12 protein-coding genes are annotated in these 15,065 nt (G+C 54.7%); 5 read left to right on the top strand and 7 right to left on the bottom strand.

Features of this window, described 5'->3' with window-relative positions:
• The first annotated feature begins 9 nt into the window (after positions 1 to 9).
• The gene (locus HX778_RS02020; protein WP_176981175.1) at positions 10 to 1,308 is read left to right on the top strand and encodes a nitrate/nitrite transporter; all 1,299 of its coding nucleotides are present in this window, start codon (positions 10 to 12) and stop codon (positions 1,306 to 1,308) included.
• Between the two features lie 26 nt (positions 1,309 to 1,334).
• Positions 1,335 to 2,813: an FGGY-family carbohydrate kinase gene (locus HX778_RS02015; protein WP_176981174.1), complete on the top strand. Its 1,479-nt coding sequence runs from the start codon at positions 1,335 to 1,337 to the stop codon at positions 2,811 to 2,813.
• A gap of 46 nt (positions 2,814 to 2,859) precedes the next feature.
• Here the strand turns inward: HX778_RS02015 and queE are convergent, their stop codons facing one another.
• Positions 2,860 to 3,531 (bottom strand): 7-carboxy-7-deazaguanine synthase QueE, encoded by a 672-nt coding sequence (queE, locus tag HX778_RS02010; protein ID WP_038483216.1) that lies wholly within the window; start codon positions 3,529 to 3,531, stop codon positions 2,860 to 2,862.
• A 272-nt stretch (positions 3,532 to 3,803) separates the two neighbouring features.
• Between queE and HX778_RS02005 the strand changes: the two genes are divergently transcribed.
• From HX778_RS02005 to HX778_RS01995, 3 genes are read left to right on the top strand one after another with little or no spacing between them, the layout of a single operon-like run.
• Positions 3,804 to 4,517, top strand: a complete 714-nt coding sequence (locus HX778_RS02005) for a nucleoside recognition domain-containing protein (RefSeq protein WP_176981173.1) — start codon at positions 3,804 to 3,806, stop codon at positions 4,515 to 4,517.
• Positions 4,510 to 4,977, top strand: coding sequence for a YjiG family protein (locus HX778_RS02000; RefSeq protein ID WP_038479397.1), 468 nt, complete (start codon positions 4,510 to 4,512; stop codon positions 4,975 to 4,977). The genes HX778_RS02005 and HX778_RS02000 overlap by 8 nt, the downstream gene beginning before the upstream one ends.
• Positions 4,978 to 4,980: 3 nt before the next feature.
• The gene (locus tag HX778_RS01995; protein WP_176981172.1) at positions 4,981 to 6,093 is read left to right on the top strand and encodes a M20 family metallopeptidase; all 1,113 of its coding nucleotides are present in this window, start codon (positions 4,981 to 4,983) and stop codon (positions 6,091 to 6,093) included.
• A 32-nt stretch (positions 6,094 to 6,125) separates the two neighbouring features.
• Here HX778_RS01995 and adhP read toward each other — a convergent pair whose 3' ends face one another.
• From adhP to rlmD, 6 genes are all read right to left on the bottom strand, one after another.
• On the bottom strand, positions 6,126 to 7,142 hold the full coding sequence (adhP, locus tag HX778_RS01990; protein ID WP_038479390.1) for an alcohol dehydrogenase AdhP: 1,017 nt from the start codon (positions 7,140 to 7,142) through the stop codon (positions 6,126 to 6,128).
• 167 nt (positions 7,143 to 7,309) lie between these two features.
• Positions 7,310 to 8,614: a phosphopyruvate hydratase gene (eno, locus tag HX778_RS01985; protein WP_016538007.1), complete on the bottom strand. Its 1,305-nt coding sequence runs from the start codon at positions 8,612 to 8,614 to the stop codon at positions 7,310 to 7,312.
• A gap of 87 nt (positions 8,615 to 8,701) precedes the next feature.
• On the bottom strand, positions 8,702 to 10,339 hold the full coding sequence (gene pyrG, locus HX778_RS01980) for a glutamine hydrolyzing CTP synthase (protein ID WP_038479387.1): 1,638 nt from the start codon (positions 10,337 to 10,339) through the stop codon (positions 8,702 to 8,704).
• Positions 10,340 to 10,564: 225 nt separating this feature from the next.
• Positions 10,565 to 11,356 (bottom strand): nucleoside triphosphate pyrophosphohydrolase, encoded by a 792-nt coding sequence (gene mazG / locus HX778_RS01975; protein WP_038479385.1) that lies wholly within the window; start codon positions 11,354 to 11,356, stop codon positions 10,565 to 10,567.
• A gap of 99 nt (positions 11,357 to 11,455) precedes the next feature.
• Positions 11,456 to 13,687: a GTP diphosphokinase gene (relA, locus tag HX778_RS01970; RefSeq protein WP_176981171.1), complete on the bottom strand. Its 2,232-nt coding sequence runs from the start codon at positions 13,685 to 13,687 to the stop codon at positions 11,456 to 11,458.
• Positions 13,688 to 13,738: 51 nt separating this feature from the next.
• On the bottom strand, positions 13,739 to 15,052 hold the full coding sequence (gene rlmD, locus HX778_RS01965; protein ID WP_176981202.1) for a 23S rRNA (uracil(1939)-C(5))-methyltransferase RlmD: 1,314 nt from the start codon (positions 15,050 to 15,052) through the stop codon (positions 13,739 to 13,741).
• Positions 15,053 to 15,065 lie beyond the last annotated feature (13 nt).

The following is a 15,065-nucleotide window of genomic DNA, read 5'->3' as shown; positions in this document are numbered from 1 at the left end:
GAGCACACCATGCGTGATTCAAATTTTCGTCGCTGGCTAACGCTGGCAATAATAAGTATCAGTGGTGGCGTAAGCTTTGACCTTGCTTATTTAAGGTATATTTACCAAATCCCAATGGCAAAATTTATGGGATTTAGCAATACCGAAATAGGCTTAATTATGAGTACTTTCGGAATAACCGCAATTATCCTTTATGCGCCCAGCGGAATTATTGCCGACAAATTTTCTCACCGCTTAATGATGACCCTGGCAATGATTGCCACCGGCCTGCTGGGCATCGTCATGGCTTTCTACCCTCCGCTCTGGGTGATGATAGTTATTCAGGTTGCCTTCGCCATCACCACGATTCTGATGCTGTGGTCGGTTTCCATTAAAGCCGCGTCCCTGCTGGGCGATCACAGCGAACAGGGGAAAATCATGGGCTGGATGGAAGGCCTGCGAGGCGTGGGAGTCATGGCGCTGGCGGTCTTCACCATGTGGGTATTCTCACGCTTCGCCCCGGAAGATGCCAACAGCCTTAAGGCCGTTATTCTGATCTACAGCGGCGTTTATATTGCGCTCGGCGTGCTGTGTTGGTTCTTCGTCAGCGATGGCTTTACCGGCCGCACGGAGGATGCTCAGGAAGCTAAAAAACCGGCGTTCCAGCTCAAAGATATTCTGTCCGTATTGCGCATCAGCACCACCTGGTACTGCAGCATGGTTATCTTCGGGGTCTACACTATCTATGCAATCCTGAGCTACTCCACCAACTACCTGACGGAGATGTACGGCATGTCGCTGGTGGCCGCCAGCTACATGGGCATCGTGATAAATAAAATCTTCCGCGCCTTTTGCGGCCCGCTGGGCGGCATCATTACCACCTACAGCCGAATTAAGTCGCCGACTCGCGTTGTGCAGTTGCTTTCTATTGTCGGTGCCGTGGCATTGGTTGCGCTACTGGCGACAAACTCAAATCCTCAGTCCGTCGCCATGGGCATTGGCCTGATCCTGCTGCTGGGCTTCACCTGCTACGCCTCGCGCGGGCTTTACTGGGCCTGCCCGGGCGAAGCCAGAACGCCGCCCTACATTATGGGTACCACCGTCGGCATCTGCTCGGTCATTGGCTTCCTGCCGGACGTGTTTGTTTACCCGCTTGTCGGCCACTGGCAGGACACCCTTCCGGCCGGGGAAGCCTACCGCAACATGTGGCTGATGGGATTAGCCGCGCTGTGCATGGTTATCGTGTTTGCCTTTTTGCTGATTCGTAAAATTCGCGCAGCCGACGTGACACAGGAAAAATTGGCATCGCTGGCCGCAACAGGCGAGTGATGAGGGAAAATTGAAGGAGAAAGGCAATGTCGAAGAAATACATCATTGGGATTGATGGTGGCAGCCAGAGTACAAAAGTCGTGATGTACGATCTGGCGGGCAATATCGTCTGCGAAGGCAAGGGGCAGCTCCAGCCGATGCACACGCCTGATGCGGATACCGCCGAGCACCCTGACGACGATCTGTGGGACTCGCTGTGCCGCGCCGGGCAGGATTTGATGAGCAATTTTACGGGCGACATGAGCGCCATCGTCGGGATTGGACTCGGCTCCATACGCTGCTGCCGTGCCTTATTAAAAGCCGATGGCACCCCTGCTGAGCCGCTGATCAGCTGGCAGGATGCTCGCGTCACCCGGCCTTACGAGCACACTAACCCTGATGTCGCCTGGGTGACATCATTCTCGGGGTATTTGTCGCACCGCTTAACCGGGGAGTTCAAAGACAATATCGCCAACTATTTTGGCCAGTGGCCGGTGGATTACAAAACGTGGTCGTGGAGCGACGATGGCGAAGTGCTGAAGAAATTCAACATTCCGCGCACCATGCTGTTTGATGTTCAGATGCCGGGCACGATCATCGGCCATCTTACGGAGAAAGCCGCCAGGGCAACGGGATTCCCGGCAGGGTTACCGGTGGTTTGCACCACCAGCGATAAACCGGTCGAAGCGCTGGGGGCCGGGCTGCTGGATGACGAAACCGCGGTGATTTCCCTCGGCACCTATATCGCGCTGATGATGAACGGCAAAGCGCTGCCAAAAGCGCCTGTCGCCTGGTGGCCAATCATGTCGTCCATTCCGGAAACGCTGCTGTATGAAGGTTACGGTATCCGCAAGGGGATGTGGACGGTGAGCTGGCTGCGGGACATGCTGGGCGAGTCGCTGATTCAGGATGCCAAAGCGCAAAATCTCTCGCCGGAAGGGCTACTGAATAAAAAGGCTGCTCTGGTGCCACCTGGCTGTAACGGCCTGATGACCGTTCTGGACTGGCTGACCAATCCGTGGGAACCGTTCAAACGTGGGATCATGATTGGGTTTGATTCCAGCATGGACTACGCATGGATTTACCGTTCAATCCTCGAAAGCATCGCGCTGACGCTGAAAAACAACTACGACAATATGTGCCATGAGATGGACCACTTTGCCAAACACGTGATAATCACCGGCGGCGGTTCCAACAGCGATCTGTTTATGCAAATCTTTGCCGACGTGTTCAATCTGCCGGTCAGGCGTAACGCCATCAACGGCTGTGCAAGCCTGGGCGCGGCCATCAACACCGCCGTTGGGCTAGGGCTGTATACCAGCTATGAAGAAGCCGTCGAAAAAATGGTGCGGGTCAAAGATGTGTTTATGCCTGTTGAAAGCAACGCTAAGCGCTATGAGGCGCTAAACAAGGGGATTTTCAGGGAGTTAACGCAGCATACTGATGCCATTTTGAAGAAATCATATCAGGTACTGCACGGAGACCTGGAGAACACAGACGCTATTCAAAGCTGGTCCAACGCTTAACCACGCGTTCAAAGCCGGGTGCCCTTTCGGCGCCCGGCTTAACGCATCAGGCAATATTCAGATACTTATGCGTTTGCATCGACAGACGCCAGTTACGCGCAATACAGGTTTCAATACACAGGCGCGTCGCATCGTCTTTTTGGCTGATCGGCTGTAAGGCAATAATCCGACTCTTCTCGTCCGTCAGCGTGGCAAGCAGTTCGTCCAGCGCTTCAACGTCGCGCATGCGGCCCACTGGATGCTTAATTTCATCCGCTCGCTCCAGCGCCTGCGACAGAATGTCGTAGCCGCCACGCATGTTCACCTTAGGGGAAACCGTCACCCAGGTATTCGCCGTGCAGCGCACTTCGTGAGTGCCGCTGGTTTCTATCTGGCAGCTAAACCCGTTTTTCTCCAGCAGATCGGTCAGCGGCGTAAGATCGTGAATGCAAGGCTCGCCGCCGGTGATAACCACATGCCGCGCGGTATAGCCCTGACGGCCAATCACCGCCAGCAGATCTTCGGCGCTTCCCGCGCCCCATTTGTCGCTTTCTTTGGTTTTGGCCAGGATGCTAAACAGCGAAACTTCGCGATCCGCGAGCTTATCCCAGGTATGTTTGGTATCGCACCAGGCGCAGCCTACCGGGCAACCCTGCAGGCGAATAAAAATGGCGGGCACGCCGGTAAAATAGCCTTCCCCTTGCAGGGTCTGGAACATCTCGTTAATCGGGTACTGCATAATCATCTCGGTCATAGTCACAAAAAGTAATTATCGCAGAACTGGCGATGGAGATCATGCGAAAGCGGCTGCGCCGCGGCGATGTCAGATGCACGTCCTATGATTCAGCCCGAAGCAAAACCTCCATTTTCACGGTTACTGTGTACCAGCTCTCAACTTTCTCACGGTGATTAATTGTTCGCTCCCGATGTTGATCGTCGTCATCACGGCACGTATTGCTAAGTCCTAGCATCCATCTGGCTTTCCCCTGAAATCACATAAGGAAATGATAAATGGATAATTCTTCTGTTCCCGGACAACAAAGAGTGGGGCTCAGCGCCTGGTTTAGTTTGCTATTTGCGATGGTCTTTTTTTCTGGCCTGTTGGGCGGGAAAAACTGGTATGGCGTGTTTGACTTCACCACGCTAAACGGCGCCTTCGGCAAAGTTGTCAGCGGCGTTAATCCAGCCGGAGAATCGCTGGATGTCGCCAAAAGCGCCTTCCGCGGCAACGGCGGGTATGGCGCAATGGACGGCTTTCTCTTCGCTTTCGGCCTGATTCCTGCCGTGATGTTTGCGCTGGGCATGATTAACGTGCTGGAACACTACGGCGCACTGCGGGCCGCAAGAAAGCTGCTGACGCCTCTCCTCCGGCCCTTGATGGGCGTTCCCGGTGCCACTGGCCTTGCGCTAATCGGCAGCCTGCAAAGTACCGACGTTGGCGCGTCACTCACCCGCGTGCTGGCTGATGAAGGTCAGATTACCGAAAAAGAAAAAACCGTGTTCACCATGTTCCAGTTTTCCGCCGGAGCCATGATCACCAACTTTTTCTCTTCCGGGGCGGTGCTCTTCACGCTGATCGCCGTTGACGGCAGCCAGGCCGTGCCAAGCTCTATTGGCATGTGCGTCGCCGTGATATTCATTATGAAAATCGTGGGGGCAAACATGATGCGCCTGATCCTGAACGTCACAGAGCGCAAAGCAAAAACAGAGGTGCAGCATGGCTGATACAGCAAAACCGATGATCACCGATGTCTTTGTGGCCGGGGCGCGCAAAGGCTGGACCATAGCCACTACCAGCACGCTGCCCAATGTATTGATGGCATTCATTATTATCTATGCGCTTGAGCTGACGGGCGCGCTGCAGGGTATGGCGTGGCTGTTTGGCCCGGTAATGAAACTCTTCGGGCTGCCCGGTGAAGCCGCGGCGGTACTTATCGGCGGCTGGATGTCGATGGGCGGCGGCGTAGGCGTCGCTATCAGCCTGTTTGAAAGAGGAATTCTCAGCGGAGAACACCTGGCTATTCTCGCGCCGGCCATCTATTTGATGGGCTCGCAGGTGCAGTATGCCGGGCGTATTCTCGGCGTCGTTGGCATCCCTGCGAAACGCATTCCGCTGATGATAGCCCTTTCCGTACTCAACGCATTTTGCGCCATGCTGATCATGCGCGTTCTTATTCTGGAGTAATTCATGGACCTGAAACAGTATCTTCAAGAGTTAAAAAGAGTCGTGAATATCGACTGCGGCACCGCCACCCTTGCTGGTGTGGAAGAGGTCAGCCATATCTTTCAGCAATGGTATCTGTCAGAAAACTGGCACTGTGACAGCGTTGATCTGGGGAACAAAGTGGGGCCGGGTCTGTTTGCCACCAATAAACCCAATGCCACGTGGTACGACGTTTTACTGGTGGGACATATGGATACCGTATTCCCGCCGGGAACCGTTTCAGAGCGCCCTTTCAGCATTGAAGGCGATCGCGCCTATGGGCCAGGCGTTTCGGACATGAAAAGCGGGCTTCTGGCAATTCTCTGGGCTCTGCGCGGGCTGGAAAAAGCGGATCTTGAGCGGCTCGCTATCGCTGTGGCCATGAACCCGGACGAAGAAACTGGCTCGGCCTATTCGCACGAATGGATCGGCGGCATCGCAAAACGCAGCCGCTGTGTGCTGGTGTGCGAAGCCGCAAGAGCCGACGGCTCACTGGTAAAAGCGCGAAAAGGCATGGCCCGCTACCGCCTGGCTTTTAAAGGCGTTGCCGCCCATGCGGGTAACGATCCGGAAAAAGGGCGTTCGGCGGTTAAAGCGCTCGCTCACGCGGTGCTGGCGATAAGCGATTTGGCCGATCCGACTAAGGGTACCACGCTGAACACCGGCGTTATTTCCGGCGGCGTCGGGGCGAATATAGTGGCGGATCGCGCGGAGATGATTGTCGATCTTCGCTTCAATGATAACGACGAATATCTGCGGGTTAACGAGGCCGTTCAGTCGTTCAGCCAGCGCCAGTTCGAACCAGATGTGCTAACAACCGTCGAACAGCAGGCACAAACGCCAGCGATGTCGCCTTCCGCCGAAACGGAAAAACTGATGAAGCTGGTGGAAAAAGCCGGTGAGGCTGTCGACGTTGAAGTCCGCTGGCAGGCGGTGGGCGGTGGCTCAGACGCCAATCACACGGCGGCCCTTGGCATACCTTCTCTGGACGGATTTGGCCCTATAGGCGCGGGCTTCCATTCCCCTTCTGAATACCTGGAGCTGAACAGCATTGAACCTCGGGTTCGACTGCTGCGTGAAGTTATTCGCTCGCTGTAAAAAAAAGGCCGGGATCTTCCCGGCCTGCTTCATTATTTTTTCAGTTTAAAATCAATCACCATGCGGCCTTTGATCTTGCCGCTCTCCATTTCATGGAAAATGGTATTAATGTCCTCCAGAGGACGTAGCGTCACCTTCGGCGTTACCTTTCCTTCCGCTGCAAACTGGAATGCCTCGGTCAGGTCCTGACGCGTACCGACCAGCGAGCCAACAACCTCAATGCCGTCCAGTACCAGGCGAGGAATGTTCAGGCTCATGGACTCCGGCGGCAGGCCAACGGCCACGATACGAGACCCGGCACGAACAGCGTCAACGGCAGAGTTAAAGGCTGCTTTAGCAACGGCAGTCACTACCGCGGCGTGGGCACCACCGGTTTTTTCCTGAATGATTTTTGCCGCGTCTTCGTTACGGGAGTTGATCACCAGATCGGCCCCGCTCTCTTTGGCGAATTCGAGCTGAGCGTCGTTGACGTCAACCGCAATAACCTTCGCGTTAAAGACGTTTTTGGCGTACTGCAGCGCGAGGTTGCCGAGGCCACCTAAACCGTAGATAGCAATCCACTGGCCCGGCTTAATATGGGAAACTTTTACCGCTTTATAGGTTGTTACCCCGGCACAGGTAATGCTGCTGGCTTCGGCAGATGCCAGGCCATCCGGCACTTTTACCGCATAGTCAGCCACCACGATGCACTCTTCCGCCATGCCGCCGTCTACGGTAAAGCCCGCATTGGTTACGCTACGGCACAGGGTTTCATTACCAGAATTACAGTATTCACAGTGGCCGCATCCGCGGAAGAACCAGGCCACGCTTGCCCGATCGCCTACTTTCAGCGAGCTGACACCCGGCCCAATCGCCTTCACGATGCCAATGCCTTCATGCCCCAGCGTGGTGCCGGTAACATCGCCAAAGTCGCCGTTTTTAACGTGCAAATCCGTATGGCAAACGCCACAGCATTCCATAGCCAACAGCGCTTCACCATGCTCCAGCGAACGCACGGGTTTATCAACGATATCGACTGAATGGTTCTGACTTACTACTGCTGCTTTCATATGCGGTCTCCTGACCTGATGTGAATAACCCGACAAGCCTGGCCCAGCAGGCCGAAGGACGCAACAGATAAGCGTTAATTAAGCATTTGATGTGAAAGGTTTTAAATTTAAGACGAAAAAAAACCCGCCGAAGCGGGTTTTTCAAAGTCTAAAGCAGCAGTAAGAAATTACTGGCCTTTAACTTCTTTCAGACCGTTAAACGGCGCTGGGGTGCCCTGTGCAGCCAGTGCTTCTTCGATACGAATCAGCTGGTTGTACTTAGCAACACGGTCAGAACGGCTCATAGAACCGGTTTTGATCTGGCCAGCAGCGGTACCAACAGCCAGGTCAGCGATGGTAGCGTCTTCGGTTTCGCCTGAACGGTGAGAGATAACCGCAGTGTAGCCAGCGTCTTTCGCCATTTTGATCGCAGCCAGAGTTTCGGTCAGGGAACCGATCTGGTTGAATTTGATCAGGATGGAGTTAACGATGCCTTTTTCGATACCTTCTTTCAGGATCTTGGTGTTGGTTACGAACAGATCGTCACCAACCAGCTGGATTTTGTCGCCCAGAACTTTGGTCTGGTATGCGAAACCAGCCCAGTCAGATTCGTCCAGACCGTCTTCGATAGAAACGATTGGGTAATCTTTGGTCAGGTTTTCCAGGAAGTGAGTGAACTCTTCGGAGGTGAACGCTTTGTTGCCTTCGCCAGCCAGAACGTATTTACCGTCTTTGTAGAATTCAGACGCTGCACAGTCCATTGCCAGAGTAACGTCTTTACCCAGCTCGTAACCTGCTGCTTTAACCGCTTCAGCGATTACAGCCAGCGCTTCTGCGTTGGAACCCAGGTTAGGCGCGTAGCCACCTTCGTCACCAACAGCAGTGTTCATACCTTTGGACTTCAGCACTTTAGCCAGGTTATGGAACACTTCAGAACCGATACGTACCGCTTCTTTCAGAGTTTTTGCGCCAACAGGCTGAATCATGAACTCTTGAATATCAACGTTGTTGTCAGCGTGCTCGCCGCCGTTGATGATGTTCATCATAGGCAGAGGCATAGAGTATTTGCCTGGGGTGCCGTTCAGTTCAGCGATGTGAGCGTAAAGCGGCAGGCCTTTAGAGGCAGCAGCAGCTTTAGCAGCAGCCAGAGAAACAGCCAGGATGGCGTTAGCGCCAAACTTGGATTTGTTCTCGGTGCCATCCAGATCGATCATGATCTTATCGATGTTAGCCTGGTCTTTAGCATCTTTGCCAAGCACAGCTTCAGCGATCGGGCCGTTAACAGCAGCAACAGCTTTCAGTACGCCTTTACCCATGAAACGAGATTTGTCGCCATCGCGCAGTTCCAGAGCTTCACGGGAACCGGTAGAAGCACCTGATGGTGCAGCTGCCAGACCAACGAAACCGCCTTCCAGGTGAACTTCGGCTTCAACAGTCGGGTTACCGCGGGAGTCGATGATTTCACGACCGATCACTTTCACAATTTTGGACATAGTAGGTTTTCCTCAAGTCACAACGTTAAACTAAAACTCCAGACAAACAACGCGCGAGAATGTCGCGCGTTGCCGTTCTAACTCTACTTACTTCGCCTGGCGTTTCTGGTACTCACCGGCGGCTTTCACGAAGCCTGCAAACAGTGGGTGCCCGTCACGCGGAGTCGAAGTGAATTCCGGGTGGAACTGGCAGGCAACAAACCATGGATGGTTTGGCACCTCAATGATTTCCACCAGTTGGTCATCACCGGAACGACCTGCAACACGTAAACCAGCTGCTTCAATCGGTTTCAACAACATGTTGTTGACTTCATAGCGATGGCGATGGCGTTCAACGATAGTCGGCTCACCGTACATCTGACGAACCAGGCTACCGTCGGTCAGCTGACATTGCTGCCCGCCGAGGCGCATTGTGCCGCCCAGATCGCTCTTCTCGGTGCGCACTTCAACGTTGCCTTCTTCATCGCGCCACTCGGTGATCAATGCCACCACAGGGTACTTACAGTCTGGCACAAATTCAGTGGAGTTGGCGTTATCCATGCCCGCCACGTTACGGGCGAACTCGATAAGGGCAACCTGCATACCCAGGCAAATACCGAGGTACGGGATGTTGTTTTCACGGGCATAGCGCGCGGTAGCAATTTTGCCTTCAACGCCGCGATAGCCGAAGCCGCCAGGGATCAGGATAGCATCCAGACCTTTCAGCAGCTCAACGCCACGAGTTTCAACATCCTGTGAATCAATCAGCTTGATGTTCACGGTCAGACGGTTTTTCAGCCCGCCGTGTTTCAGCGCTTCAATCACCGATTTATAGGCATCCGGCAGTTCAATGTACTTACCGACCATACCGATGGTGATTTCGCCCGTTGGGTTGGCTTCTTCGTAGATAACCTGTTCCCATTCTGCCAGATTGGCTTCCGGCGCGTTCAAGCTGAATCGTTTACAAATATAATCGTCCAGCCCCTGTGATTTCAACAGGCCTGGAATTTTATAGATAGAATCGACGTCTTTCAGAGAGATTACCGCTTTCTCTGGAACGTTACAGAACAATGCAATCTTCGCACGTTCGTTGGCCGGTACAACGCGGTCAGAACGGCAAATCAGCACGTCTGGCTGGATACCAATGGAAAGCAGTTCTTTTACGGAGTGCTGAGTCGGCTTAGTTTTCACTTCACCGGCTGCGGCCATGTAAGGCACCAGCGTCAGATGCATGTAGAGGGTGTGCTCACGGCCCACTTCTACCGCCATCTGGCGAATCGCTTCCAGGAACGGCAGGGATTCGATGTCACCGACGGTACCGCCGATTTCAACCAGCACCACGTCGTGGCCTTCGCCGCCTTCCAGAATACGTTCTTTAATGGCGTTGGTGATGTGCGGGATAACCTGCACGGTCGCGCCAAGATAGTCACCACGGCGTTCTTTACGCAGAACGTCAGAATAGATACGGCCGGTGGTGAAGTTGTTACGGCGGCTCATCTTGTTACGGATAAAGCGCTCGTAGTGACCCAAATCCAGGTCGGTTTCAGCGCCGTCTTCGGTAACGAACACTTCCCCATGTTGAATAGGGCTCATGGTACCCGGATCGACGTTGATGTACGGATCGAGTTTCATGATGGATACGTTGAGGCCACGGGCTTCAAGAATAGCTGCGAGGGAGGCTGCGGCAATGCCTTTACCCAGAGAGGATACGACCCCGCCGGTCACAAAAATATAGTTCGTTGTCATGCTGAACCTGAGAAGTTAGGTTTAAAGACGATGGAATAACCAGGACGGGAAAGCAGTATACCCGAACAGCATGGGTGCCACAAACATTCATTCTGTCCTGTGGATTTTCTCCTGGCCCCACAGTCAGGCTAAGAAAATAGCCCTTCCGTGATAAATGTTTTTGACGCAAATCAATCGCTTGTTAAATAAAAAGCGCCATAAAGCGCACTTGATAGCAAAAACGCTTTAGATATCAGTTTCCTGGCGTTTCACTTCCTGCCAGGCCTTTTCCATAATCTCCAGCCCCGCCTGCTCCATGGTCAGCCCCTGAGCGGCAACAATCGCTTCCACTTTTCGGAAACGGGCCTCAAATTTTCGGTTCGCTTTTTGTAAAGCGACCTCGGCTTTGGTGCCCAGATGACGAGCCAGATTGACGGTAGCGAACAATAAATCGCCCACTTCTTCTTCCAGTTTTGCCTCATCCACCACGGCCTGCTGGGCTTCAAACATCACTTCATCAATTTCTTCGTGCACTTTATCCAGCACCGGGCCAAGCGTCTTCCAGTCGAAGCCGACGTTTGAGCAGCGTTTCTGGATTTTTTGCGCCCGCATCAGCGCGGGCAGCGCCTCGGGGATATCGTCGAGTGCAGAGTGTTGTGCCTTCTGCGCGCGTTCTTCAATTTTGATTTGCTCCCACTTCGCCAGCACTTCACCGCTGGTCGTGGCGTCCCCGTCAGCAAAGATATGCGGGTGGCGACGCTCAAGCTTGTCGCTGATGCCCCGACAGATATCCTCAAAATTAAAGCGCCCTTCTTCCTGCCCCATCTGTGCGTAAAAAACCACCTGGAATAGAAGATCGCCCAGCTCACCGCGCAGATCGTCAAAATCTTCGCGGTTAATGGCATCGAGCACTTCATAAGTTTCTTCGAGAGTGTAAGGGGCGATGGTGGCAAAGGTTTGTTCGCGATCCCACGGGCAGCCATTTTCAGGATCGCGCAGGCGTTGCATGATCCCGAGCAGGCGGTCGATTTGAGTCATTGTTATTCCTTGTTTTTTTACCCTCACCCTAACCCTCTCCCTAAAAGGGAGAGGGAACTGGATCGAGTAGAATCGTTCTCAGGAGTGAGGGGCAATAAATTAGCCGTGCAGCCTGCGAGCGTCGATAATATCCGGCACCTGATTCAGCTTGCCCAGCACGCGGCCAAGCACCTGCAGGTTGTAGATCTCAATGGTCATATCGATAGTGGCCAGCTGCTGCTTCGTGTCGCTTCGGCTGGCAACGCCAAGCACGTTAACCTTTTCGTTCGCCAGAATCGTCGTGATGTCGCGTAGCAGACCGCTGCGATCGTTCGCCGTCACGCGCACCACCAGCGAATAGCCGCTGGAGTAGCTTTCCCCCCAAACGGCATCAACGATACGTTCCGGCGCATGAGACTGCAGCTCTGCAAGCTGGTCACAGTCCGCACTGTGAATCGAGATCCCTCGCCCCTGGGTGATGAAGCCGACGATTTGATCTCCCGGAATCGGCTGACAGCAGCGGGCGATGTGGTGCATAAGATTTCCTACGCCCTCCACAACGACGCGGCCATTGTCTTTGCTGCGCGACTGCGGCGGGGCATAGGTTTTTTGCGTCAGCTGACGCAGCGCGGCGGCATCCTGTTCTTCTGCGCTCGGCTTATTAAACTGCGCCTGCAGGTAGTTGCTCATCTGATTGAGGCGGATATCCCCCCCGCCGATGGCCGCCAGCAGCTCTTCAATTTCGTTGAAGTTGTAGCGCGGCAGCAGCGTTTTCTCAGCCTCTTTCAGGCTGATCCCCAGATGCTCAATTTCGTCGTCCAGGATCTGGCGACCGGCAAGAATGTTCTTGTCCCGATCCTGCTTGCGGAACCAGTTATGGATCTTCGCGCGCCCGCGGCTGGTGGTAATGTATCCCAGGTTTGGGTTCAGCCAGTCGCGGCTCGGGTTTGGCTGCTTCTGGGTAATGACTTCAATCTGGTCGCCCATCTGCAGCTGGTAGGTGAACGGCACGATGCGCCCGCCGATTTTCGCCCCGATGCAGCGATGCCCGACATCGCTGTGGATGTGGTAGGCGAAGTCCAGCGGCGTCGAACCGGCCGGCAGGTCAACAACATCCCCCTTCGGCGTAAACACGTATACGCGGTCGTCAAAGACCTGGCTACGGACTTCGTCGAGCATTTCGCCGGAGTCGGACATCTCTTCCTGCCAGGCGATAAGCTTGCGCAGCCACGCAATGCGGTCTTCATGACCTGAGCTGCCGCTGCGCGCATTGCCCTCTTTGTACTTCCAGTGTGCGGCCACGCCCAGCTCGGAATCTTCATGCATCTGCCTGGTGCGGATCTGTATCTCTATGGTTTTGCCGTTCGGGCCGAGCACCACGGTGTGAATGGACTGGTAGCCATTCGGTTTAGGGTTTGCGACATAGTCGTCAAACTCATCCGGCAGGTGGCGGAAGTGAGTGTGGACTATCCCCAGCGCCGCGTAGCAGTCCTGCAGGCGCTCGGCAACGATGCGCACGGCACGCACGTCAAACAGTTCGTCAAACGCGAGATGCTTTTTCTGCATCTTGCGCCAGATGCTGTAGATATGTTTTGGCCGGCCATAAACTTCAGCCTTTACGCCCTCTTCTTTCATCGAAGAGCGCAGCGTGCCGACAAAATCGTCGATGTACTGCTCGCGATCGATACGGCGCTCGTGCAGCAGCTTCGCTATACGCTTGTATTCTTCCGGGTGCAGGTAGCGGAAGCAGTAATCTTCCAGCTCCCACTTAAGCTGGCCAATGCCCAGGCGGTTCGCCAGCGGCGCATAGATATTGGTACATTCTTTCGCCGCCAGCACGCGCTCATCTTCCGGCGCGTCTTTCACTTCGCGCAGATGGGCGATACGTTCCGCAAGCTTAATGACCACGCAGCGGAAGTCGTCCACCATCGCCAGCAGCATCCGGCGAACGTTGTCCACCTGGTCGGAAGAAACGGAGTCGTTGTGGGTCGCTTTCAGGTGGCGAATAGCGTCCATGTCACGCACGCCGTGAATCAGGGTAACCACCTGTTTGCCGACGCTTTCCAGCATCACTTCTTCACTGACCACGCCCGCGTCCGCCAGCGGGAACAGCAGCGAGGCGCGCAGCGTATCGTTGTCCATACTCAGCATCGAGAGGATTTCGACCATCTCCACGCCACGCCACAACAGCAGCTCGGCGTCGGGATGTCCTTTGGTCTGGCGTTCACAATACGCCCAGGTTTCGGCTAAGCGTTCACACGACTGCTGGTTGGAAATCCCGAGGCTTGCAATCCATTTTTCGGGCGCAAATTCGCCAGCTTTGTTGATATGTGCACTTCTTACCGCAACCATTATCCTCTCCTGTCGGGCTAACGCTCAGGCCAATGCGCCTGATTAACCCTTTTAATTACGCTCAAAGAGCGCCATAGACTCCAGATGCCCGGTGTGGGGGAACATATCGAGCATGGCCAGTCGTTTAATGTGGTACCCGGCGGCCAACAACGCTTCGCTGTCGCGCGCCAGCGTGGTCGGGTTACAGGAAACGTACACCACGCGGCTCGGCGCCAGCTTGATGACGTGCTGCATAACCCCCGCCGCGCCGGCCCGCGCCGGGTCGAGCAATATTTTAGTAAATCCTTGCTGCGCCCACGGCTGACGCGTCACGTCATCTTCCAGGTTTTCATGGAAGAATGTGACGTTTTTCAGCGAATTACGCTGAGCATTATATTCACCTTTCGCTACCAGCGCAGCAACGCCTTCAACGCCCACCACCGCGGCGGCTCGTTTTGCCAACGGCAGGGTAAAATTCCCCATTCCGCAGAACAAATCTAGCACCCGATCCTCAGGCTGCACCTCCAACCACTCGATAGCCCTGGCCACCATTTGCTGGTTCACCGCATCATTCACCTGGATGAAATCTCGTGGGCTAAAGGTTAAGCGTAGCCCGTCTGAATGATACCAGGGCTCGTCCTCCGCCAGCGATTCCAGGCTGTCGCTGTCCGGGGCGAGGAACAATGCCACCTCATGGGAATGCGAAAACCGTTCCAGTTTTTGCCGGTCACCCTGACTGAGCGGGGCCAAATGCCGCAGCACCATCAGCGGCCCGCCGTCGGCCAGAACCAGCTCCACGTGCCCAAGACGGTTGACGATACTTAATTCAGACAAGCACAGGCGTAAAGGTTCAAGTAATGCTTCAAGCCGGGGCGCCAGCACGGGGCAATGGTGAATATCCACCAGCGCCTTGTCGCTCGCCTTACGAAAGCCCATCTGTAGGGTTTGCGTACGGGGCTGGTAATTCAACCCCAGCCGTGCGCGACGGCGGTATCCCCATGAATCAGCAGAAATAATGTCGTCCACCAGGCGCGGCTGTTCGCGCTCGCCCATCATGCGCCCAAGCGCTTTTGACTTCGCCTCCTGCTGCAGCGCCACGCTAACGTGCTGCTGCTGGCACCCCCCGCAGACGCCAAAATGCGGGCAGCGAGGTTTTACGCGCTCAGGGCTGTCGTTTAAACGGCGCTTTACCTCTGCCTGAGCGTAGCTACGCTTATCTTCAGTAATGCGAACCTCGACCTGTTCGCCCGGCAACGCGCCACGAATAAACAGCGCCTTGCCTTTGTGACGTGCAACGCCCTGACCGAACGGGTCAAGGTCGGTTACGGTCACGGTAAGTAATTCACGATTCGTATCGCGTCGCTTTGCAGAGTAGAATTGCGCCATGATGTAAGTAGAT

The sequence above is a fragment of the Cedecea sp. P7760 genome (genome assembly GCF_013386425.1).
Taxonomy (GTDB): Bacteria; Pseudomonadota; Gammaproteobacteria; order Enterobacterales; family Enterobacteriaceae; genus Cedecea; species Cedecea selenatireducens.
This window is presented reverse-complemented; position numbering and strand designations above follow the sequence as displayed.